The sequence below is a fragment of the Amycolatopsis rhabdoformis genome (assembly GCF_035918295.1).
Lineage (GTDB): Bacteria > Actinomycetota > Actinomycetes > Mycobacteriales > Pseudonocardiaceae > Amycolatopsis > Amycolatopsis rhabdoformis.
In genome coordinates, this window is record NZ_CP142149.1 from 6124681 (window position 1) to 6144698 (window position 20018).

Sequence of the window (20018 nt, forward strand, 5' to 3'; positions counted from 1 at the left end):
TGGCGGCTTGACGGTCGGTGGCACCGGCTATCGGCGCTACCAGCGGGCGCCAATGCCTGCGGCGGTCAGGCACCCTCGCACCTGCGACACCGGTGGCGAGGCGGTCAGTACTACCGGCGACTGCCACATGCCCGCGGCGACTAGGCAGCCGGCGGTCGGTGTCTCGGCGACACCGGTTCCGGCAAGCTCGCCGCCAATTCGCGCTGGACTACCAGCGCTTGTTCGGCCGACGCCGAGCACGCGCGTCCCAGCAGGTGCGGTGCCAGTGGCGGCGGTCGGCGACGGAACCGGTTTCGTCGGCGGGCCACACCACCACGTGGGGCGTACCGGGGCGGATCTCGTGGTCGCAGCCGGGGCAGCGGTAGGTCTTGGTGGCGTGCGAGCCGGAAACGGTGCGCACGAGCCAGTCGCCGTCGGGCCCGGACTCGGCATGCGCCCAGCCACTGACCGCGCCGAGGTCGGGCTGCTCGCCGCCCCCACGCCGATCCCGGCCGGGGCGATTGTGTCGGGGCACAGGAAACACCGTAACCGGAGTGATCGAGGAGGCGCAGAGCCTGGTCCGCCTCACCACCGTCGAACCGGTCGCGATCGGCACGATTCGCGACGTAAGCGCGTCCGCCGCCCAATCCTCGTGACCGATCCGGTCGCGGCGGCACGTGGGCGCCGGGCGCGATCCCTTCCGAGTGCTCCGGACACCCGGCCCGCCGCGAGGCAACGCTGCCCGACCCCGGCCCGCAGTAGGCCGACGCCGATCAGCGTGGGTGTTGTTCGGTGGCACGAGCCCGAGTCGATGCCGCGCCTACCCCACTCGCGCAGGCCGCAAGTCGGCCGCGCGCACTGACAAGCCATGCACCGATCGCGGTCGGCATCTGGGGTCGGGCCCGGTTCGCTCGGGCCGGCCCGGGACCTGCCGTTGAGGAACACCGACCTGGCGCTGACCCCGCCCGGCCGCGCCGAGTCCGACCCGACGCACCGCGACCGCCCAAAGCACTACTCGAGTGGGCCGAGGACACCGACAAACCGTGCGGACCAGCCACAACCATCGGCCGGACGCGTGCTTGCCAGCCCCATCAACGAAGCACCGCGGGCCACTCACCAGCGTGCATAAACCGCAACAGCAACCCCGTGCCGCAACCCCGCGAAGCCCTCAGCCCTGCGCGAGAGCCAACGGCACCAACTGCTCCGCCTCCGTCAACGACCCGTGCTGACCGATCAGCGACGTCTCCACCGCCTCGGCCAGGCCGCGGACCATGCCGAACGTGCCCTGGGCCGCGGCGACGACGTCGCCGATGCGGGGGCGCACGCGGTCGCTCACGGTGGGGCCGAACCAGCCGCGCGTGATGGCCTCGTCGCGGGGCAGGACCCAGGCCCGGGGGCCGAGCACGGACTGCCAGGCGGCGAGCACGTCGGGGGCCGCGCCGGGTTCGGTGTAGACGTGGCGGGCGCGGACTTCGCCGCCGAAGGCGCGGACGCCCTCAAGAAGGGCGGGGGTGTCCTCGAGGTCGAGTTTGTCGTCGACGGTCACCATGCCGTGGTCGGCCACCACGGCCAGCAGGGCGCCCGGCGGGAGACCGTCCACAAGGGACTCCACGAGGCGGTCGACGTGACGCAGTTGCATGCGCCAGGCGGTGGAGCCGGGGCCGTAGAGGTGGCCGAGCAGGTCGAGTTCGCTGTGGTAGGCGTAGACGAACGACGGGGACGCCAGCACGTCCAGCGTGCGGGCGGCGAGGTCGCCCAGGGCGTGGACGCCGGCGTAGCGCGCGCCGCTCTGGGTGGCGCGGGTCAGGGCGGTGTCGGCGAAGTGAGCGGAGGACACCACGGCGGTGTCGAGGCCGGCGGCGGCCGCGCGTTCGAACGTGGTCGGCAGCGGCTGCACCTCGCGGGGCGGCAGCGCGCCGCGCAGGTCGCTGCCGTCTTCGTGGGAGCGCCAGCGCAGGGCGTTGAGCACGCCGGCGCCCGGCACCTCGAACGTGTACCCGACCATGCCGTGCTCCCCCGACGCCAAGCCGGTGCCGATCGCGGCCACGCCGGCCGCCGTGGTCGACGGGAAGCCGACGCGCAGCGGGCTCTTCGCGAGTTCGGTGAGCACGGGCGCGTCGGCGGCGTGTTCGGCCAGCAGCTGCCAGCCGAGGCCGTCGACGAGCAGCACGCACGCGCTGCGCGCCTCGGGCAACGCCAGCGAACCCGACTCGCCCGGCACGCCGAGTGCGCCCAGCAGCGCCGGGACGACCTGGCCGAGGTGCGGGAGGTCCGTGATCTGGGGAACGTCCACGCCGACAGCTTCCCACCCGGTGTCGCGGCAGCGATAATCGACACATGCCCACTTACGCCTACCGCTGCCGCGACTGCACCGACACGTTCGAGCTACAACGGCCGATGAGCGAATCCGGCGCGCCGGCGCCGTGTCCCGAGGGGCACACCGACACCGTGAAACTGCTGACCACCGTCGCCCTCACCGGCGCCGCCGCGACCCCCGCGCCCGCCGGCGGCGGGGGCTGCTGCGGCGGCGGGTGCTGCGGCTGAGCGTCAGCAGGCCTTCAACGCCTGGTCGAGGTCGTGCCAGAGGTCCTCGACGTCCTCGAGCCCGGCCGAAAGCCGGATCAGCCCGTGGGTGATGCCGGCTTCCTCGCGGTCGCTCTCGGCGACCACCCGGTGCGTGAGCGACGCCGGGTGCTGGATGAGCGTGTCCACGCTGCCGAGGCTCACGGCCGGCGTGATCAGCCGCACCGCGCCGATCAGCGCGTGCGGATCACCGGCCACCTCGAACGCGACGAGCGGCCCGCCGAGCTTCGGATAGTGCACAGCGCGCACGGCGTCGTGTTGCGCAAGGCGTTCGGCGAGCACGGCCGCGGTCGCCGAAGCCGCCGTGACGCGCAGCGGGAGCGTGGAAAGCCCGCGCAGCAACAGGTATCCCGCCAGGGGGTGCAGCACCCCGCCCGTGGCGAAGCGGATTCCGCGCAGCCGCGCGGCTTCCTCCGCGTCACACGCGACGATGCCACCCATCACGTCGCCGTGGCCGCCGAGGAACTTCGTGGCGCTGTGCAACACGAGGCGCGCGCCGTGGCGGCCGGGGCGCTGCAGCACGGGCGTGGCGAAGGTATTGTCGACGAGCACGGGCACTTCACCGCACGCGTCGACGAGAGCGGCGATGTCGAGCTCGCTGAGCGTGGGGTTGGCGGGCGTCTCGACGAACACCAGCCCGGTGTCCGCCCGGATCACGGACGCGACCTCGCCGGGCGCCGCCCAGGTGACCTCGGTGCCGAGCAGGCCGGCCGTGAGCAGGTGATCGGTCGACCCGTACAGCGGCCGCACGCCCACGACGTGCCGCTTCCCCTGTGCCACCGCGGAAAGCAGGCACGCCGACACCGCCGCCATGCCGCTCGCGAACGCCACCGCGTGCTCGAACCCCTCCAGCTCCGCGAGCGCCTTCTCGAACCGCTCGACCGTCGAGTTGCTCACGCGGCCGTAGATCCCGCTGACCTCGCCGCCCGCGCCGAACTCGTCGATGCGCAGCGCCTCGGCCGCGCTGTCGCGTGAGGGGTACGTCGTGGAGAAGTCCAGCGGTACGGCGTGCAGGCCCAGGTCGGTGAGGTCGTCGCGGCCGGCGTGGACGGCTCGGGTGCGCAGCGCGTTCGTCATGATGCTGAGCGTCGGTCATCGTGCGGTTTGACGGCAATAGTTTCGGATATCATTCGCGGCATGACTGAATCGGTCGAACTGAGTACGGTGGACCTCCAGATTCTGCGGCTGCTGCAGAATGATGCCCGGACGTCGAACAAGGACCTCGCCGCCGCCGTGGGCATCGCGCCGTCCACCTGCCTCGACCGCGTGGCGCGCCTGCGCTCCACGGGCGTGATCACGGGCCAGCACGCCTCCGTGGACGCCGCCAAGCTCGGGCGGCCGCTGGAGGCGTTCCTGTTCGTGCAGGTCCGGCCCCACCGGCGCGAGCTGGTGGACCCGTTCGTGTCCGACCTGCTCGCCCTGCCCGAAGTCCGCGCCGTGTACCACCTCACCGGCCCGGACGACTTCCTCGCCCACGTGGCCACCAGCTCCGCCGCCGAGCTCCAGCGGCTCGTGCTCGACGAACTGACCGCCCGCGACGAGGTGGCGCGGGTGCACACGAACCTGGTCTTCCAGCACTGGAGCGGCGGGCCGCTGCTGCCGCCTACTCGATCCGCACCTTGACGGGGTGGGTCGGGTCGGTGGGGCAGAGGAAGACGTTCAGCGAGCCCTGCCGACCGATCTCCCAGCCGGCCTCCTCGTCGTCCTCGACGTCGCAGCCGCACGGCATCTCGTCCTCCTGCGTGGCGAGCGCGATCGCCTGCTGGAGACGGGCGCCGCACTCTCGGCAGTCGAGCTCCCACGGACTGCCCGCGTACCAGGCCGTCCAGCCGGCGATCTTGGAGAACTGGCCGAGCTCGTACTCCACGTCGTCGCGAAGGGCGGGCAGGTCCAGCTCGGTTCGCTGTTCTTTCGAGAACTCGTCGAGGCCGGGGAACTCGTCGAAGCGACAGGGCCGCAGGGTTCGTGGTTCGGGCAACAGCTCGTCGTCCGCTACTTCCGGCGGCTCCGGCACTTCGGCGAGATCGGTGACGGCGGCCGAATCACGCCAGACCACGCGGATGGCCGGACCGAAGACATGGCGGCCTTCGTGGTGGGTCGGACAGAGCAGCACCTGGGCGACGTCGGTGCCCTCGGGGAACGGCAGCTCCGGGAAGTCCTCTTTGAAGAACTGCGCGGCCCCGATCATCGACGGCACCGGCTCGTCGTCGGGATGGCCACCCGTCCAGCCGTCGTCGGTGGCTTCGACTTGCGGCGGCCAGGTGACCGGGCAGGTCGGCCAGGATTCGCCGGCGGGCCACAGAAGCGGGCCGCCGACGTGGCTTTCGCGGGCAGTGGGTTCGCCGGCCGCGGGGTGCAGGCGCACGGTGGTGCGCGCGTACGGCGCGAGCGCGGTGAGGGGAACACCGTTGGCGGTGGGGAGGTTCACGGCGCGAGGGTAGCGCGGGGGTCCGACAACTCCGGAGAACAGCTTGGATACCGACGGCGACGTTTTCTCTCGATCGGGAATCGGTCAAAAACCCGCCCGACGATTCCGGTAACGGAACCCGCGAACGGCCCGACGTCCGGACCACAAAGGATTCACCGGTCGAGGGACGGAGGCAGCGCCATGACGAGCACGACCGGACCGGCCGCACAGAATTCCCAGGATTACTGGGGCCCGCCAACGGAACCCTTCCGCCTGCCCAAGCAGCCGGGCCAGCTCAGCACCGTCCTGCTGCTCCTCGCCGCCCTCTGCGGCGCGGCGGTGATCGGGGCGATCTGGTTGGGAATCGCGCTGGCTTCGTGAGTTTCGGTGGGTGATCTTCGTGGATTTCGGTGGTGAAGTAACGAAGTTCGCGATCGGTGGGTGGCGGTGTTCCGCTGCCGCCTGGTGAGTGGCTGCGCTTTCTTTTACAGGGCCACGATGTCGGGTCAGTACGGGCTCGGCCGTTGCACCGTCGGTTGGGTGGCGACGTTCTCACCGTTGGATCAAGCTCCGCCCGGGCCGCCGCATCCGCGGTTTCCGGCTCGTGGCGGCGGGATTGCCTCAGTTGTCCACAGGTATGCCGAGTTGTGGACAACTGAGGCGATCTGCCGTTCGCCCACCGATTTTGTCGGGGGTGGCCGATAGACTGGGCATGGGCGCGCCCCTAAGGAATGTCTCGTAATTGATCTTGTGGTTGGTGGGCCTGGTGTTGCGGGTCAGGTAGCCGCCGTCGGCCATCACCGAACGCCTTTTCAGGTCCTGCTCGATGCCGGAGTCGCGGTAGACGGTGCAGTCGTTGCGGTTGCCCGGATGCGCGTCGCCGGTGGCGATCACCAACCGGGTGTCGGCGTCGATCGCGATCTGCACGGTTGCCGAGTACCGGTAGTTCTTCACCGGCGTGCCAGCCGATGATGCCGCGTCGGCACCAGGGTGCCGTCCACGATCGCGACCGAGTCGATCCGCTGTGCGCGGACCGGGGCCAGCGCCAGCAGCGGGCCGATCGTGTCGATCACCCGGTGCGCCGGGGAATGCGACACTCCGAACAATGGCCCGATCTGGCGCATCGTCAGGTTCGTCCGCCAGTACGCCGCCACCAGCAGCACACGATCGGCCAGGTCAAGACGCCACTGCCGACCAGGACGGCCATCGGCGACCTCGTCACCTATGACGCCTACCGGCCCTGCCGAACGCGCCTGCTCGGTGAGGTTGAGACGCTTGGCCGAGTGCGCTTGGCGTCTTCGGGCGCGCGCACGACGGGCGATCCAGCACCGTTCCTGACCCCGGCAGTCCCGCGCCACCCGGACGAGACAAGCGAAGACTCCCGCCTGACCCGCCACGAGGGCGGCGGCATCAGAAGCGGCGACCCATCAGCCGTCACCCGGGCAGGGTCGCGCCATGCCACCACGCGCATCCCCGCCCGGAGCGAAGGCCGATCACTCCCCGAAATTCGACTCCACCAAAGACGTCACCTTCGCAAGCGCATCCGAAGCCTGCGGCCCCTTCGCCCGCACCACGATGTGGTCACCCTGCCGAGCTCCCAGCGACATCAACGCCAAAACGCTGTGCGCGTCAGCCTCCTGCTCCCCCAGCCGCACCGTCACCTCCGCCTCCAAGGCGGCCAAGCTCCGCACCAGAACCGCCGCCGGGCGGGCGTGCAGGCCGACCTCGTTGGCGAGCGTGAGCTCCTTTTCCTGGGCCCCGTCGCCCGGGGCAGAAACCGCCGCCAGGTCCGGCGCGAGCCCTGCCTCCGCGGCGGCCGCCGAGACGGCGGCGCGATCCGCACCGCTCTGCGCGGCCACGGCCGCGGCGATGGCCCCCTCCACCAACGGCCCGTCGGCGACCACCGCCGCGAGGCCGCCGGACAGGGACTCCACCGCCAGCTCCGCCGTCATCTGCGCGCTGCCGAGGTCGTACAGCAGTACGACGCCGTCGCCGGAGTCGGCGCGTTGGGTGGCGGCCACGACTTCGTCGTAGTCGGTGCCGAGGCCGCCGTCGTCGGGGAGGCCGCCGGCGGCGATGATGCGGACGTCGGGGGCCATTTGGGCGGCCAGGTCGGCGAGGCCGTCGGCGAGTTTGGCGCTGTGCGAGACGAGCACGATCCCCACGGTCACCGGGCGGCCTCCGCGAAAGCGTGCAGCAGCAGAGCGGTCGAGCGGGCGCCGGGGTCCAGGTGGCCCACCGCGCGTTCGCCCAGATAGGACGCACGGCCCTTGCGGGGCACCAAATCCACTGTGGACTCGGCGCCGGCATCGGCCGCCGAAGCGGCGGCCGCCAGGACCGAGGCGACCGAAGCGTCCGCCGAACCTGCAGCCGCCGAAGCCGCCGCGACAGCGGGGATCAGGGCGTCGACCATCGTGGCGTCACCGGCCACGGCCTTGCCGCGGGCCTGTACGCCTTCCAAGGCGGCCTCGAGAGCGGAAACCAGCAAGGGGACGTCAACCTCCGCCGCGTCGCCCAGCCGGGTCGACGCGCGCAGGAAAGCGGTGCCGTACAGGGGTCCCGCGGCCCCGCCGACCTTCGAGATCAGCGTGGTCGCCGCGAGTTTCGCCACGGCCGACGGAGTGGCCGGCACCTCGGTCTCCAGCGCGGAGACGATGGCGGTGAAGCCGCGGCTGAGGTTTTCGCCGTGGTCGCCGTCGCCGATCGCGCGGTCGAGCTCCACGAGCTCGCCGCGGTGCTCGGCGACGGTCTCGGCCGCCGCCCGCAGCGCCGCCGCGACTCCTTCGGAAGAACAACCCATCAGATCCCCCACCGCAGCGCGGGCGTCCACACCGGCGCGTCCCACAGCTCGGTCATCTCGTCGTCCAGCTTGAGCAGCGTCAGGCTCATGCCCTGCATCTCGAGGCTCGTGATGTACGGGCCGACCAGCCTGCGCTCGACCACGATCCCACGCTCGGCCAGCAGCCGCTCGGCGATGCCGTGGGCGAGGTAGAGCTCCAGCAACGGCGTGGCGCCCATCGAGTTCGTGAACAGCAGCACCTTGTCGCCCGCCTCGTAGGGCAGGTCGGACACGATCGCCTCGACCATCCGGGCCACCAGCGCGTCGGCGGGCTCGGCCGGGATGCGCTCGCGGCCCGGCTCGCCGTGGATGCCGATGCCGAACTCGATCTCGTCCGGCCCCAGGTCGAAACTCGGCTCGCCGACGTGCGGCACGGTCGGCGCCGTGAGCGCCACACCGATCGAGCGCACCTGCGCGACGATCTTGCGCGCCAACGCTTCCACCGCGTCGAGCGAGTCCCCGCGCTCCGCGGCCGCGCCCACGATCTTCTCCAGCAGCACCGTGCCGCCGACGCCACGACGGCCGGCGGTGAACGTGGAGTCCTTCACCGCGACGTCGTCGTCGATCACCACGCTGCGCACGTCGAGGTCCTCGGCCGCGGCCAGCTCGGCGGCGGTCTCGAAGTTCAGCACGTCACCGGTGTAGTTCTTCACGATCAGCAGCGCGCCAGCCGGACCGGTCGTCGCCGCGACCGCGGCCTGCACGGCGTCCGGCGTCGGCGACGTGAACACCGCGCCGGGCACGGCGGCGTCGAGCATGCCGCGGCCCACGAACCCGCCGTGCAGCGGCTCGTGGCCCGCGCCGCCGCCGGAGATCACGGCGACCTTGCGCGCCACCGGGGCATCGGCTCGCACCACCACCGCCGGATCGTCGCGGACACGGAGGATGTCGGCGTGGGCGACGGCGAGGCCTCTCAAGGACTCCGCGACCACGGTCGCCGGATCGTTGATGATCTTCTTCATGGCTGGCCTCCGACACGTCGGCGTGGTGGGTTCCCCCAACCTAGCCGCCGACACCGGGCCGCCGCCAAGCTTCAGGGCCGCGGCAATTTGCCCGCCACGCTTTTCGCCAGCGTGGTCGCCGTGGCACAGGGGTCACCGGCGCCCGGCTTCAGGTCGTAGTCGGTGTAGCCCACCTGGACCAATTCCCCGTGGTCGCCCTGCCACGGCCGGTGCTGCCACTCGACCTTGCAGTCCGTGCCCGCCGTGCCCTTCTTCGCGTACGCCTGGTTGGCGCCGCCGACGTCGGCCTTCAGCCAGCCGTCGCCTTCCAGCGGCGGAAGGGCCGGGAAGAACATCACGGTGATGTTCGGGTTGTTGCCCCACTGGCAGCTGTGCAGCCCGGTCGCGCCGCCCTTCGCGCCCTTCTCCGCGGCGTCCACGGCAGACTGGTCGAGCACCGCGCACGCGTCGGCCGTGAGCGTGGATCCCTTGACGTCCGGGTACTTCTGCGGCGAGTTGTGCAATTTGTCCACGGCCGGCGCGAGCAACGTGCGCCCGGCACGGCACGGGTCGCCACCGGGGTAGTCGATCTCGAACGCCACGCCCAGGCTGGGATCCCGCGAGGTGAGCGCGCTGACCTCACACGAACCGCCCGTGGTGTCCGGCACCTCGACCTGCGGCAGGCCACCGACCTGGCCGGTGGTCTTGTCCGCCGCGAACAGCACGATCGTGCCGAGTTGCACATCGACGGAAAGTTCCTTGCCACCCGCGTCGCGCACCTTGGCGCTGCACTCGTCGTACCGCACGCTCGACGCCGTGGGCTCACCCTCGGGCGCGCCCAGCGCCGAGAGCGTGGTGTTGTCCAGGAACTGGCACGGCAGCACCTGGCGCAGCGCGTCCGCCGAGACCGCGGCGTCGGTGATCGGCCCGCTGCCACCGTCCCCGCTCGCGGCGGGAACGGTGGTGCGGGGGAAGTTTTCCTTGCCCAGCTGCGGGCCACCACAGGCGGTCACGGCCAGAACACCGGCCACCACCAGGGGAAACAGCTTCGCGAGCCGACTGCGCTTGAGATCGTGCACCACGCGGTGCACGGTAGCGGCAGCCGGCCCCCGCTGTCCGGACAACCCGCTTATCAGGCGGCCGGCGGTTCGGAGTCGCCCTCGGCGGGCTCGTCCGGCTGCTCCGGCACCACGATCGGCCGCAGCCGCGCCCACAGGATGAACAGCGCCGTGAAGATCAGCAGCGCGATGCCGGCCCACAGGTTGATGTTCACCCCGGCGGCCTTCTGCTTGTCCGCCTCCGTGTCGAACGCGGAGCCCATCACCGTGAGGATGACGCCGTAGACGCCGGTGAGCAGCGCGATGATCAGGCGGATGTCGAACGCACCTGCCTTGTGCGCCCGCGGCGTGGATTCCGTTGCCATGGCGGTCGTTCTCCTAGAAGGCGAAGTTCAGCGCGAGGGTGATGACTGCGGCGATGCCGGCCAGCAGCACCGGCTTGCGGTACCAGCCCGCGTCTTCGCCGGTGACGTCGTGCTTCAGCGATTCACGCGGCGTGAGCGAGTAGACCAGCCCGACCAGGTCCGACTCCGGCCTGGCCGGGGTCAGGTACGTGACACCCACGCTCACCACGATGTCCACGACGAACGCCGCGATCGCGGCCACGAAGCTGCTGCCCTGACCCGGCAGGTTCAACGTGCCGTTCTTGCTGAGCACGAACACCACGACCGCCGCCAACGTGCCGAACACCAGACCCGACCAGCCGGCCGCCTTGCTCATCCGCTTCCAGAACATGCCGAGGATGAACGTGGCGAACAGCGGCGCGTTGAAGAACGAGAACAGCGTCTGCAGGTAGTCCATCAGGTTCGCGTAGGTCGACGCGATGAACGCCGTGCCGATCGCCAGGACCGTCGCGACCATGGTGACCACACGGCCGGTGCTCAGGTAGAACCGGTCCGGCCGGTTCTTCACGAGGTAGGTCTGGAAGATGTCGTAGGTGAACACCGTGTTGAACGAGCTCAGGTTCGCCGCCATGCCGGCCATGAACGACGCCAGCAGGCCGGCGATCGCGACGCCGAGGATGCCGTTCGGCAGCACGTCGCGCATCAGCAGCAGCAGGGCGTCGTTGAACGTCGCGCCGCTGGGCGCGGGCTTGCCGTCGAGCAGGGCCTGCTTGTTCGCGCCCTGCAGCTCGGTCACGGTCACCGCGGCGACCATGCCCGGGATGATCACCACGAACGGGATGAACATCTTCGGGAACGAGCCGATGATCGGCGTGCGCCGCGCGGCCGACATGCTCTTCGAGGCCATCGCGCGCTGGACCTCGACGAAGTTCGTGGTCCAGTAGCCGAACGAGAGCACGAACCCGAGGCCGAAGACCAGGCCCAGCACCGACAGGAAGTTGCTGCTGAAGCCGGTGAGCTGGTTGCCGGGCCACGAGTGCGTCTGCGCGACGCCGCCCGGGCTGTTGGTCACCTTCTCGATGAGGCCGTTCCACCCGCCGACCTTGTACAGGCCGACGATCGTGAGCGGGATCAGCGCCGCGAGGATGACGAAGAACTGCAGCACCTCGTTGTAGATGGCCGCCGAGAGGCCACCGAGCGCGGTGTAGGAGAGCACGATGACGGCCGCGATGAGGATCGAGACCCAGATCGGCCAGCCCAGCAGCAGGTTCACCACACTGGCCAGCAGGTACAGGTTCGCGCCCGCGATGAGGATCTGCGCGAGCGCGAAGCTCGCGCCGTTGACCCAGTGCGCGGTGGGGCCGAAGCGGCGGAGCATGAACTCGGGAACGCTGCGCACCTTCGAGCCGTAGTAGAACGGCATCATCACGACGCCGAGGAACAGCATCGCCGGGATCGCGCCGATCCAGAAGTAGTGCGCCGTCGGCAGGCCGTACTCGGCGCCGTTGGCGGACATGCCCATGACCTCGATCGCGCCGAGGTTCGCCGAGATGAACGCGAGCCCCGTGACCCACGCCGGCAGCGAGCGCCCGGACAGGAAGAAGTCGAGGCTGCTCGACACCTGCTTTCGAGCGAGATAGCCGATGCCCAGCACCAGCACGAAGTAGAACGCCAGCTCGATGTAGTCGATCGCACTCGCGTCGAGCCGCAGGTTCGCGTCGGCAAGGACCTCCACGCGAGCCACCTCCGAATCAAACAATTTCCCACAGGAAACACCAGCGTCCCGTCAGATCCGGACAGTACTGCATGGATTCGGGAGCGGCATGCCGACACGGGCATTCCGCGAAGAGGGCTTCGTCTCCCCCGGCCGACCTGGGAAAACGAAGCCCTCGAAGATCCACTCAGCGGTCCGTGGGGATCGCGATCTCGCCGTCCTCCTCGATGAGGCGCGCGAGCACGCCGTCGGGCAGGTAGACGCGGCGGGGGTAACCCGAGCCCCACGAGTTGAGCAGCGGGACGGCGCCGAGCTCGTCCGCGCGCTTGTTGCCGAGCGCGGTGTGGACCTCGTCGACCGAGACCGCCCAGCGGAAGGCCTGGATGCCCTGCTTCACGTCGGGGGTGTACTCCGCACGCTCTTGCCAGGTGTCGTCGGCGTACTTCGACCGCCACTTGACGTGGCCCATGTCTTTGAGCACCTCGGCGGCGGCCCGCACGGACGTGCCGTTGTCGTCGCCGGGTTCTGTCTCGGGCCACTCGTCGCGCTTCTTCGCCGCGTCCCACAGCCAACGGGCGGAGTACTCCCTGTTGTTGAACAACGACATGCACCGCGACCAGCCGAAGCCCACGCACGCGCCTTCCGCGCCCTGGTCGTAGAACGCGTACCACTCGTCGGAATCCGGCGTGCCACCCGGTTCGAGGCACACGCAGTGTCCACCTCGGACGGTCGAGAGCGAGCCGGCCTTGGCGATGACCAGTTCCCCCGACCGCTCGTCCTTCTCCGGCTTGTCGAACTCGCGGTACCAGTTCACGCCGATCACCACGGGTGTGCGCACCGGCCGTTCTTCGACCGAGAGCGCGGAGAACGGATAACGCTCGACGTGGTGCCAGTCGTCCGGGATGAACCGGCCGAGCCGCGGGTCGGTGGGATCGGTGCCGATGGGTCGATAACGCATGGTCCCCTCCTCTGACGATGGTCCGGAGGAGTTTCCGCGCAGCACGAAACCCGTTGGCAAACAAGAAATCCGCAGCCTCGAACCTGCCCCGGCGAACGGCGTGGAACCCCTCTTGCCGAGTGTGACACAAATCTCATTGCGCGGTTGTTCGACTCACCTGAACAGCGCAGCCGCAATGATTTCATCGCGTTTTACCGCGGTGTCGCGTTTCCGATTCACCGAGCGGGACCGGGGTTTTCGGGAGAGGTCAGAACAGCCGGAACTCGTCCGATTCGATGCCGCGCAACGCGTCGTAGTCCAGGGTCAGGCAGCGGATGCCGCGGTCTTCCGCGAGGGTGCGGGCCTGGGGCTTGATGATCTGCGCGGCGAAGACGCCCTGCACGGGGGCCAGCAGCGGGTCGCGGTTGAGGAGTTCGAGGTAGCGCGTGAGCTGCTCGACGCCGTCGATCTCGCCGCGGCGCTTGATCTCCACGGCGACCGACTTGCCGTCGGCGTCGCGGGCCATGATGTCGACCGGGCCGATCGCGGTGGGGAACTCGCGGCGCACCAGGGTGTAACCGTCGCCGAGGGTTTTGATGTGCTCGGCGAGCAGTTCCTGCAGGTGGGCTTCCACGCCGTCCTTCTGCAGGCCCGGTTCGGCGCCCAGTTCCTGCTGGTGGTCGTGGTAGATCTCGTCGATCGAGATCACGAGCTTCTCGCCCTGCTTGTTCTCCACGATCCAGAGCTTGCCGTCCTCGATGAGCCAGCAGGGTGGGCTCATCCAGTTCAGGGGCTTGTACGCGCGGTCGTCCGAGTGCACGGACACCGAACCGTCCGACTTGACGAGGAGCAGGCGCGTGGCCATCGGCAGGTGGGCGGTGAGGCGGCCGGCGTAGTCGACCTGGCAGCGAGCGATCACGAGACGCACCCGCCGAGGGTAGGACAGGCTCGGCGATACTGGGCGAGTGGACCCCATTCAGCGTGTCGCGACCCGCGAGGTGTACCGGAACAACTGGATGACGGTGCGCGAGGACGCCGTCCGCCGCCTCGACGGCAGCGAAGGCATCTACGGCGTGGTCGACAAACCGACCTACGCCCTGATCATCCCGGTGGACGGCGACCGCCTGCTGCTCGTGGACCAGTTCCGCTACCCCGTGGGCGAACGACGCTGGGAGTTCTGCCAGGGCACGGCCCCCGACCTGGCCGAGACGCCGCCGGCCGAGCTCGCCCGCCGCGAGCTGCGCGAGGAGACCGGGCTGCGCGCGGAGACCCTGACGGAGATCGGGCTGCTCGAAGTCGCGCCCGGCATGTCGAGCCAGCGCGGCCACGTCTACCTCGCCACCGGGCTCACCGAGGGCGAGCCGGAGCGTGAGCTCGAAGAGCAGGACATGACCACGGCGTGGTTCACCCGGTCGGAGGTCGAGAAGATGATCTCGACCGGCGGCATCACCGACGCGCAGTCGATCGCCGCGTACACGCTCCTGCTGCTGCGCGAGCGTGGTTGAGACCTCAGTCGGGCCACTCGGCCTTGCGCTTCTCCAGGAACGCCGCCATGCCCTCCCGCGCCCCCGGCAGCTGTGAAGCCGAAGCCATCACCTCGAGCGCGATCGCGTAGGCGTCGGCCTCCGGACGGTCGAGCTGCGCGTACAGGGTCTGCTTCCCCATCGCCTTGCTCGCCCGGCTGCCGCGGGTGGCGCGCGCGAGCAGTGCGGCGACGGCGTCGTCGAGCTCGTCATCCGGCACCACGGAGTTGACCAGACCCCAGTCCAGCGCCGTGGCCGCGTCCACGACGTCACCCGTCAAAGCCAGCTCCATCAGGCGTTTGCGGCCGATCGAGCGCGCCACCGGCACGGCCGGCGTGTGGCAGAACCAGCCGCCTTTGCCGCCGGGCAGGGCGAAACCGGCCGACGCCGCGGCCACGGCCAGGTCGCACGAGGCCACGAGCTGGCAGCCGGCGGCGGTCGCCAGGCCGTGCACGCGCGCGACGACCACCTGCGGCAGCGACTGCATCGTGCTCATCAGCTCGGTGCACAACGTCAGCAGCTCGCGAACGCCCATGAGATCGCGCGCGGCGACGTCGCCGAAGTCGTGGCCCGCGGAGAACACCGGGCCGGCGGCCGCGATCACGATGCCGGTCGCGTCGGTGGTGCCGGCTTCGCGGAACGCGGTGAGCAGCTCGGTCAGGTGCTCGGCGGACAGCGAGTTGCGCCGTGCGGCTCGGTTCATCGTGATGGTGATCGTGTCGCCGTCACGCTTCACCAGGATGTGCTCGTACTCGGCCATGCCCCGACCGTAACGCCGCCGGGCCCGGAACGGAACGTGCGCCGGTACGAATCGGCCCCCGACATTCGCGCACGTCACGACCGTCCGCTCCGCCGAGGACATGCCGGGCTAACGACGGTCGATCACCGCGCGGAGGAACTCCTTCGTGCGTTCGTGCGACGGTGCGGTGAAGAGCTTCTCCGGCGCTGCGTCCTCCAGCACCCGGCCGTGGTCGAACATCATCACCCGGTCCGAGACGTCCTGCGCGAACTGCATCTCGTGCGTCACGCACAGGATCGTGATGTCCGTGCCGGTCGCGATGTCGCGCAGCACCCGCAGGACGTCGGCGACGAGCTCCGGGTCCAGCGCCGAGGTCACTTCGTCGAGCAGGAGCACGTCGGGCCGCATCGCCAGGGCGCGGGCGATCGCGACCCGCTGCTGCTGGCCACCGGAGAGCCGCGTCGGGTGCGCGTCGGCCTTGTCCTCGAGCCCGACGAGGCCGAGCAGCTCACGCGCCCGCTGCTCGGCCTCGGCCGGCGGCAGCCCGAGCGAACGCACCGGCGCCTCGGTGATGTTGCGCAGCACGTTCATGTTGGGGAACAGGTTGAACTGCTGGAACACCATGCCGATCTGCCGCCGCATCAGCCGCAGGTGCTTCTCGTCCGCGGGCACGAGCCGCTCGCCCCGCCGGGTGTGGCTCAGGCACTCACCGCCGACGTCGATCGTCCCGCCGTCCACCTTCTCCAACGTCATCAGCAGCCGCAAGATCGTCGTCTTGCCCGAGCCGCTGGGCCCGATCAGGGACACGAACTCCCCCGGCGCCACGGTGAAGTCGAGGCCGTCGAGCACGACGTGGTCCCCGAACTTTTTCACCACACCGGAAAACCGGATCATCGCCTCAGGCTCGTTCGGCACGGCGCTCCCATCGTCGGGCCAGCAGTGACGAGGGCAGGCTCACCAGCAGGAACAGCACCCCGGCCAGGGTGTAGGGCTCGATGACCCGGAAGGTCTCGGCTCCGACCTCCTTGGCGCGGTTGAGCACGTCGAGCACGCCGATCGCCAGCAGCAACGGTGTTTCCTTGAACATCGAGATCGTGTAGTTGCCCAGCGCAGGCACCACCCGCGGGATCGCCTGCGGCAGCACGACCGCCGTCCACACCCGCGGCCGCGGCAGGTTCAACGCCACCGCCGCCTCCCATTGCCCCTTCGGGACGGCTTCGATGCCGGCCCGGTAGACCTCGGCCGTGTAGGTCGCGTAGTGCACGCCGAGGGCCACGACGCCGGTGACGAACGCCGACATCGTGATCCCCGTCAGCGGCGGAACGAGCCAGTACAGCACGAACACCTGGATCAGCAGCGGCGTGCTGCGGATGAACTCGATGAAGAGCAGCACCAACCGCGACAGCACCGGGATCCCGGCCCGACGCAGCAAGGCCAGCACCAGACCGAGCGCGTACGCGACGGCCGAGCCGAGAAGCGTGAGCTCAACCGTGACCAGCAATCCCTTCAGCAGCAACGGGATCGCGTCGGCGGCGGCCTGCCAGTCCCAGTTCATCCGGCACCTCCGCTGCCCACCGAGAGCACCCGGGCCGTGCTCGCCACCGGTGTGCGGCCGAGCCGGCGCGCAGCCCACCGTTCCAGCGCTCGCATCCCGGTCGTGATCAGGATGGCGAGCAGGAGGTAGAGCACCAGCTCGGTCCCGTAGATCCAGCCGATGTCCGCGCCGAACACCGGCCGCAGGAGCTCACCGCGCTCGGTGATCTCACCGGCGGAGATGAACGACAGTAGGGCGGTGCTCTTCAGCAGCTGGATGAACAGGTTGTTGAACGGCGGCAGCAGCTCGGCGAACGCCTGCGGCAGCAGCACCCGAAACATCCGTTGCGCCGGCGAGAAGTTGAGCGCGACGGCCCCTTCGTACTGCTCCTTCGGCACCGACCGCACGGCCCCGCGCACGACCTCGGCCCCGTACGCGCCGTGGTTCAGACCGAGGACCAGGATGCCGGCGAACAGCGGCACCAGCTGGAGCCCGACGAGCACCGGCAGCACGAAGTACAGCCAGAACAGCTGGACGACCTCGGACGTGCCGCGGAAGACTTCGACGTACACGCGCGCGACCGCCCGGACGGGCCACCTCAGCGAGAGCAGTGCGAGCCCGGCGATCAGCGCGACGACGACGGTGACGAGGATCCCGCCGACCGCGGCTACGACCGTCGTGCCGAGCCCGGCGAGGATGGACGAGACGATGTGCGACACGTTCGCCACGGCGCGCCACCCGTCACGCCGCGCAGAGCTTCTCGGTCGTCACGTCCGGCTTCGGCAGGTTCGCCGCCGTGAAGCCGAAGGGCGTGACGATCCTGGTCCAGTCCCCGCTGTCGTGAAGCTTCTTCAGCTCGGCGTTGAACGCGTCGAGCAGCGGCTTGTCGGCCTTGCGGAAGACGAACCCGCCGGCCGAGACCACCGGCTGGCCGTTCTCGACCGGGTCGAAGCCGGGTGTCACCTCGGCGGCCGCGCCGGGATTCTTCTTCAGCACGTCCTTCAGCGAGATGTCGGTGAGCGCCGCGCAGTAGACACGGCCGTCGGTGACCGCGCGCAGCATGTTGTCCTGCGAGTCCAGCGTCTGGATCTGGCTCTCGGCGACACCGGCGCTGGTCGCGTAGCCCTTCTCGACCGCCGCGGACAGGACCGCGACCTGGACCTTCTTCGCCGCGATGTCGGCGAACGTCCGCACCTGCTGCGGGTTGCCCTTCGGCACCAGCAACGCGGTGAGCGCCGAGTAGTCGGGGATCGAGAACGCGGCCTGGCCGCAGCGCGCCGCCGTGATGTTCATCCCGGCCGCCACCGCGTCGTACTGCTTCGCGTTGAGCGCCGGGATCAGCTGGTCGAAGGAAACGGCGCTCGCTTCGACGTCGTCGATCCCCAAGTTCTTGAACACCGCGCGCGCCACTTCAGGCGCTTCCCCAGTGACCTTTCCACTTTGATCGGTGTACCCGTACGGAGATTCGTTGGCGATTCCGATTTTGATCTTCTTGGCGGACTGAGCCGCCTGCAACGCGTCTCCCGACGACGTCGACGAGCATGCGGAAAGCAGTACCGGACCACCCAGTACAGCTGCCCCCACCAGCGCGGACCGCCGGAACAGCTGTCGTCTCGACCATTCGTCGTGCTTCATCTCAGCACCTCGTTTCGATCACATTTCCGTGGATCGAACGTAGGTGCCCCACTGGTACAGAGCACGCGAAACAGAGAAACGACCGGCAGCCGTTATCGTAAATTGACCGGGTTCGAACAATGCGTGTCCGGAAACTTTCGGTCCGTGGCGGATCGGTACACCCCGAAGGCCGGGTTTTCCGAAATTCCGCTCAGCCTTCGGGACGCTTGTCCTGGTTCACGGGACGCACGACCGCCACCCCGCGGTCCAGGTCGATCAGGCCCAGCGGAGGCGCGCCCTGCGCGTCCTGGTCGAGCGTCATCTCCACGGAGTCGCGGTGCTCCAGCTCGTTGCGCTTGGTGCCGTAGAGGAACGAGGTCACCTCGTCGAGGTACGTCGAGGACAGTCGCCGCTTCAGCCGCGACGGCTTGCGGCCCGGCCGTACCTCCCACGCACCCACGATCACGAGCAGCAATGTCGCGGCGGGCAGCGCGATCGACATGATGACCTGCACGTGTCACCCAACGATCGACGGCTGCGGTGCGTTCCGCGCGATCAGCTCGGCCACCTGCCGCGCGTCGGGAATCGCCATCAGCTCCGGCAGTACCGGGACGAAGGTCGGGCGCCGCCACGGATACCGCTGGCGCAGCCAGCGCAGCACCGACCGGTCGAAGCTGACGATGCCGAGGCCGTCTTTCAGCTCACGCACGCGCGGCGTGCCGAGCTGGGCGATCGGCACCCAGCGGTACTCGACGCCGTACGCCCAGTTCAGCACGAAGATGAGCCGCCGGTCGGTCAGGATGTACGAGGTCGCGGCGAACACCCGGGGCCGCTGCTTCTCGACGACGATCGCCAGCGCGACGACGAGACCGACCACGTACGGCGCCACGAAGGCGGAGGCGTCTTCCAGAAACGCGAACGCCAGGCCCAACCACACGATCACCCACACGACCAGCACCCACGGCAGGAAATCCCGGAACCGCCGCTGGTACCGCTGCGGCTGCCCCGTCCACAACACCGTCTCGCCCTCGGCGATCGGATTCATCGCGCCCTCCCTCTTCCGGAATGAGTACGTCGTCCGATGCGTCCAGGTTGCCCCATCTCGCGAACTGTTGTGACCGAAATCCGCGAGACTCCCGCGCCGGCGCCGATTACCGTGGAGAAACGTGACTTGGAGTGGGTACGGCAGCTATCTCGTGATCGTGGTCCTGATCGTCCTGGCGCCGGGACCGGACACGATGGTGATGCTGAAGAACGCGCTGTCCGGCGGCGCCCGCGGCGGGCTGCTGGCCACGGCCGGCATCTTCGCGGGCAACGCGCTGCAGGGCACCGCCGCGGCGCTCGGGCTCGGGGTGGTCATCGCCCGTTCGCAGCCGGTGTTCCTCACGCTCAAGTGGCTCGGTGCGGCCTACCTCGTGTTCCTCGGGTTCACGGCCCTGCGCGGCGCGTGGCGCGGCAACTACGCCGTGGTGGAAGAGACGCAGCGCAAGCGCGCCGGCAGCTTCCGGCGCTGGCGTGAGGGGTTCCTGTCCAACGTGACGAACCCGAAGGTGCTCGTGCTGTACCTGTCGGTGCTGCCGCAGTTCCTCGACCCCGTGCGCACCACCACGTGGGACGCGCTCGTGCTGGCCTACACCGTCGCGGTGCTGGGCACGGTGTGGCTGCTGGTGCTGCTGTTCTTCGTGCACCGCGTGCGCGAGTGGCTCAAGCAGCGCAAGGTGCGGCGCGCGCTCGACGGCGTGACCGGCACCGCGCTCGTCGGCTTCGGGGCGGCCCTGGCCCTGGAGTCCTGAGCCGGGTTACCGT

General features: G+C 69.7%; 24 protein-coding genes and 1 pseudogene. 5 read left to right on the forward strand and 20 right to left on the reverse strand.

Features of this window, described 5'->3' with window-relative positions; all coding sequences use genetic code 11:
• Positions 1-208: 208 nt before the first annotated feature.
• Entirely contained in the window at positions 209-514 is a 306-nt protein-coding gene (locus tag VSH64_RS28050; protein ID WP_326565713.1) for a hypothetical protein, read from the reverse strand.
• Between the two features lie 633 nt (positions 515-1147).
• Positions 1148-2272, reverse strand: coding sequence for an alkaline phosphatase family protein (locus tag VSH64_RS28055; RefSeq protein WP_326565714.1), 1125 nt, complete (start codon positions 2270-2272; stop codon positions 1148-1150).
• Positions 2273-2316: 44 nt separating this feature from the next.
• Between VSH64_RS28055 and VSH64_RS28060 the strand changes: the two genes are divergently transcribed.
• Positions 2317-2523 (forward strand): FmdB family zinc ribbon protein, encoded by a 207-nt coding sequence (locus VSH64_RS28060; protein WP_326565715.1) that lies wholly within the window; start codon positions 2317-2319, stop codon positions 2521-2523.
• Between the two features lie 3 nt (positions 2524-2526).
• Here the strand turns inward: VSH64_RS28060 and VSH64_RS28065 are convergent, their stop codons facing one another.
• Positions 2527-3639, reverse strand: coding sequence for a trans-sulfuration enzyme family protein (locus VSH64_RS28065; RefSeq protein ID WP_326565716.1), 1113 nt, complete (start codon positions 3637-3639; stop codon positions 2527-2529).
• Positions 3640-3699: 60 nt separating this feature from the next.
• Between VSH64_RS28065 and VSH64_RS28070 the strand changes: the two genes are divergently transcribed.
• Positions 3700-4185: an Lrp/AsnC family transcriptional regulator gene (locus VSH64_RS28070; protein WP_326565717.1), complete on the forward strand. Its 486-nt coding sequence runs from the start codon at positions 3700-3702 to the stop codon at positions 4183-4185.
• On the opposite strand, the gene VSH64_RS28075 is transcribed toward VSH64_RS28070, so the two are convergent.
• Positions 4166-4990, reverse strand: coding sequence for a hypothetical protein (locus VSH64_RS28075; protein WP_326565718.1), 825 nt, complete (start codon positions 4988-4990; stop codon positions 4166-4168). The two genes, VSH64_RS28070 and VSH64_RS28075, sit on opposite strands and share 20 nt — an antisense overlap.
• 180 nt (positions 4991-5170) lie before the next feature.
• Here VSH64_RS28075 and VSH64_RS28080 point away from each other — a divergent pair, with 180 nt between their 5' ends.
• Entirely contained in the window at positions 5171-5350 is a 180-nt protein-coding gene (locus VSH64_RS28080) for a hypothetical protein (protein ID WP_326565719.1), read from the forward strand.
• 399 nt (positions 5351-5749) lie between these two features.
• On the opposite strand, the pseudogene VSH64_RS28085 reads toward VSH64_RS28080, so the two are convergent.
• From VSH64_RS28085 to nucS, 9 genes and pseudogenes are all read right to left on the reverse strand, one after another.
• A pseudogene (locus VSH64_RS28085) lies at positions 5750-6192 on the reverse strand (helix-turn-helix domain-containing protein); the annotation flags it as partial.
• 270 nt (positions 6193-6462) lie between these two features.
• Positions 6463-7140, reverse strand: coding sequence for a dihydroxyacetone kinase phosphoryl donor subunit DhaM (dhaM, locus tag VSH64_RS28090; protein ID WP_326565720.1), 678 nt, complete (start codon positions 7138-7140; stop codon positions 6463-6465).
• Positions 7137-7769 carry a dihydroxyacetone kinase subunit DhaL gene (gene dhaL, locus VSH64_RS28095; RefSeq protein WP_326565721.1) on the reverse strand — a complete coding sequence of 211 codons (633 nt, stop codon included), beginning with the start codon at positions 7767-7769 and terminating at the stop codon, positions 7137-7139. Before dhaL ends, dhaM begins: the two co-directional genes overlap by 4 nt.
• Positions 7769-8770, reverse strand: coding sequence for a dihydroxyacetone kinase subunit DhaK (dhaK, locus tag VSH64_RS28100; RefSeq protein WP_326565722.1), 1002 nt, complete (start codon positions 8768-8770; stop codon positions 7769-7771). The genes dhaL and dhaK overlap by 1 nt, the downstream gene beginning before the upstream one ends.
• A 71-nt stretch (positions 8771-8841) precedes the next feature.
• Positions 8842-9831 carry a DUF3558 domain-containing protein gene (locus tag VSH64_RS28105; protein WP_326565723.1) on the reverse strand — a complete coding sequence of 330 codons (990 nt, stop codon included), beginning with the start codon at positions 9829-9831 and terminating at the stop codon, positions 8842-8844.
• A gap of 50 nt (positions 9832-9881) precedes the next feature.
• Entirely contained in the window at positions 9882-10172 is a 291-nt protein-coding gene (locus tag VSH64_RS28110; RefSeq protein WP_326565724.1) for a hypothetical protein, read from the reverse strand.
• Between the two features lie 13 nt (positions 10173-10185).
• Positions 10186-11886, reverse strand: coding sequence for a sodium:solute symporter family protein (locus tag VSH64_RS28115; protein WP_326565725.1), 1701 nt, complete (start codon positions 11884-11886; stop codon positions 10186-10188).
• A gap of 166 nt (positions 11887-12052) precedes the next feature.
• Positions 12053-12823 carry a hypothetical protein gene (locus VSH64_RS28120; RefSeq protein ID WP_326565726.1) on the reverse strand — a complete coding sequence of 257 codons (771 nt, stop codon included), beginning with the start codon at positions 12821-12823 and terminating at the stop codon, positions 12053-12055.
• 247 nt (positions 12824-13070) lie between these two features.
• A complete protein-coding gene (gene nucS, locus VSH64_RS28125) occupies positions 13071-13730 on the reverse strand; it encodes an endonuclease NucS (protein WP_326565727.1) in 660 nt (219 codons plus the stop codon).
• A gap of 37 nt (positions 13731-13767) precedes the next feature.
• On the opposite strand from nucS, the gene VSH64_RS28130 reads away from it, so the two are divergent.
• Positions 13768-14307 (forward strand): NUDIX hydrolase, encoded by a 540-nt coding sequence (locus VSH64_RS28130; RefSeq protein ID WP_326565728.1) that lies wholly within the window; start codon positions 13768-13770, stop codon positions 14305-14307.
• 4 nt (positions 14308-14311) lie between these two features.
• On the opposite strand, the gene VSH64_RS28135 is transcribed toward VSH64_RS28130, so the two are convergent.
• The 7 genes from VSH64_RS28135 to VSH64_RS28165 form a co-directional block, all read right to left on the reverse strand.
• Positions 14312-15085: an enoyl-CoA hydratase-related protein gene (locus VSH64_RS28135; RefSeq protein WP_326565729.1), complete on the reverse strand. Its 774-nt coding sequence runs from the start codon at positions 15083-15085 to the stop codon at positions 14312-14314.
• A 108-nt stretch (positions 15086-15193) separates the two neighbouring features.
• Positions 15194-15958, reverse strand: a complete 765-nt coding sequence (gene ehuA / locus VSH64_RS28140; protein ID WP_326565730.1) for an ectoine/hydroxyectoine ABC transporter ATP-binding protein EhuA — start codon at positions 15956-15958, stop codon at positions 15194-15196.
• 4 nt (positions 15959-15962) lie between these two features.
• Positions 15963-16619, reverse strand: a complete 657-nt coding sequence (gene ehuD, locus VSH64_RS28145; protein WP_326565731.1) for an ectoine/hydroxyectoine ABC transporter permease subunit EhuD — start codon at positions 16617-16619, stop codon at positions 15963-15965.
• Positions 16616-17326: an ectoine/hydroxyectoine ABC transporter permease subunit EhuC gene (ehuC, locus tag VSH64_RS28150; RefSeq protein ID WP_326565732.1), complete on the reverse strand. Its 711-nt coding sequence runs from the start codon at positions 17324-17326 to the stop codon at positions 16616-16618. The genes ehuD and ehuC overlap by 4 nt, the downstream gene beginning before the upstream one ends.
• Before the next feature lie 13 nt (positions 17327-17339).
• The gene (gene ehuB / locus VSH64_RS28155) at positions 17340-18233 is read right to left on the reverse strand and encodes an ectoine/hydroxyectoine ABC transporter substrate-binding protein EhuB (protein WP_326565733.1); all 894 of its coding nucleotides are present in this window, start codon (positions 18231-18233) and stop codon (positions 17340-17342) included.
• 190 nt (positions 18234-18423) lie between these two features.
• Positions 18424-18726 carry a DUF6191 domain-containing protein gene (locus tag VSH64_RS28160; RefSeq protein ID WP_326565734.1) on the reverse strand — a complete coding sequence of 101 codons (303 nt, stop codon included), beginning with the start codon at positions 18724-18726 and terminating at the stop codon, positions 18424-18426.
• A 3-nt stretch (positions 18727-18729) separates the two neighbouring features.
• Complete coding sequence (locus VSH64_RS28165) at positions 18730-19257, reverse strand: hypothetical protein (protein ID WP_326565735.1); 528 nt, start codon at positions 19255-19257, stop codon at positions 18730-18732.
• A 121-nt stretch (positions 19258-19378) separates the two neighbouring features.
• Between VSH64_RS28165 and VSH64_RS28170 the strand changes: the two genes are divergently transcribed.
• Positions 19379-20005, forward strand: a complete 627-nt coding sequence (locus VSH64_RS28170) for a LysE family translocator (RefSeq protein WP_326565736.1) — start codon at positions 19379-19381, stop codon at positions 20003-20005.
• Positions 20006-20018: the final 13 nt, after the last annotated feature.

What these genes read in the sequence shown, in the direction of transcription:
- ehuB (WP_326565733.1), bottom strand. Translation starts at nt 18,233, where the DNA reads ATGAAGCACGACGAATGGTCGAGACGACAGCTGTTCCGGCGGTCCGCG.
- dhaK (WP_326565722.1), bottom strand. Translation starts at nt 8,770, where the DNA reads ATGAAGAAGATCATCAACGATCCGGCGACCGTGGTCGCGGAGTCCTTG.
- ehuD (WP_326565731.1), bottom strand. Translation starts at nt 16,619, where the DNA reads ATGAACTGGGACTGGCAGGCCGCCGCCGACGCGATCCCGTTGCTGCTG.
- VSH64_RS28120 (WP_326565726.1), bottom strand. Translation starts at nt 12,823, where the DNA reads ATGCGTTATCGACCCATCGGCACCGATCCCACCGACCCGCGGCTCGGC.
- VSH64_RS28110 (WP_326565724.1), bottom strand. Translation starts at nt 10,172, where the DNA reads ATGGCAACGGAATCCACGCCGCGGGCGCACAAGGCAGGTGCGTTCGAC.
- VSH64_RS28165 (WP_326565735.1), bottom strand. Translation starts at nt 19,257, where the DNA reads ATGAATCCGATCGCCGAGGGCGAGACGGTGTTGTGGACGGGGCAGCCG.
- VSH64_RS28080 (WP_326565719.1), top strand. Translation starts at nt 5,171, where the DNA reads ATGACGAGCACGACCGGACCGGCCGCACAGAATTCCCAGGATTACTGG.
- VSH64_RS28135 (WP_326565729.1), bottom strand. Translation starts at nt 15,085, where the DNA reads ATGGCCGAGTACGAGCACATCCTGGTGAAGCGTGACGGCGACACGATC.
- dhaL (WP_326565721.1), bottom strand. Translation starts at nt 7,769, where the DNA reads ATGGGTTGTTCTTCCGAAGGAGTCGCGGCGGCGCTGCGGGCGGCGGCC.
- VSH64_RS28060 (WP_326565715.1), top strand. Translation starts at nt 2,317, where the DNA reads ATGCCCACTTACGCCTACCGCTGCCGCGACTGCACCGACACGTTCGAG.
- ehuA (WP_326565730.1), bottom strand. Translation starts at nt 15,958, where the DNA reads ATGATCCGGTTTTCCGGTGTGGTGAAAAAGTTCGGGGACCACGTCGTG.
- VSH64_RS28070 (WP_326565717.1), top strand. Translation starts at nt 3,700, where the DNA reads ATGACTGAATCGGTCGAACTGAGTACGGTGGACCTCCAGATTCTGCGG.
- VSH64_RS28065 (WP_326565716.1), bottom strand. Translation starts at nt 3,639, where the DNA reads ATGACGAACGCGCTGCGCACCCGAGCCGTCCACGCCGGCCGCGACGAC.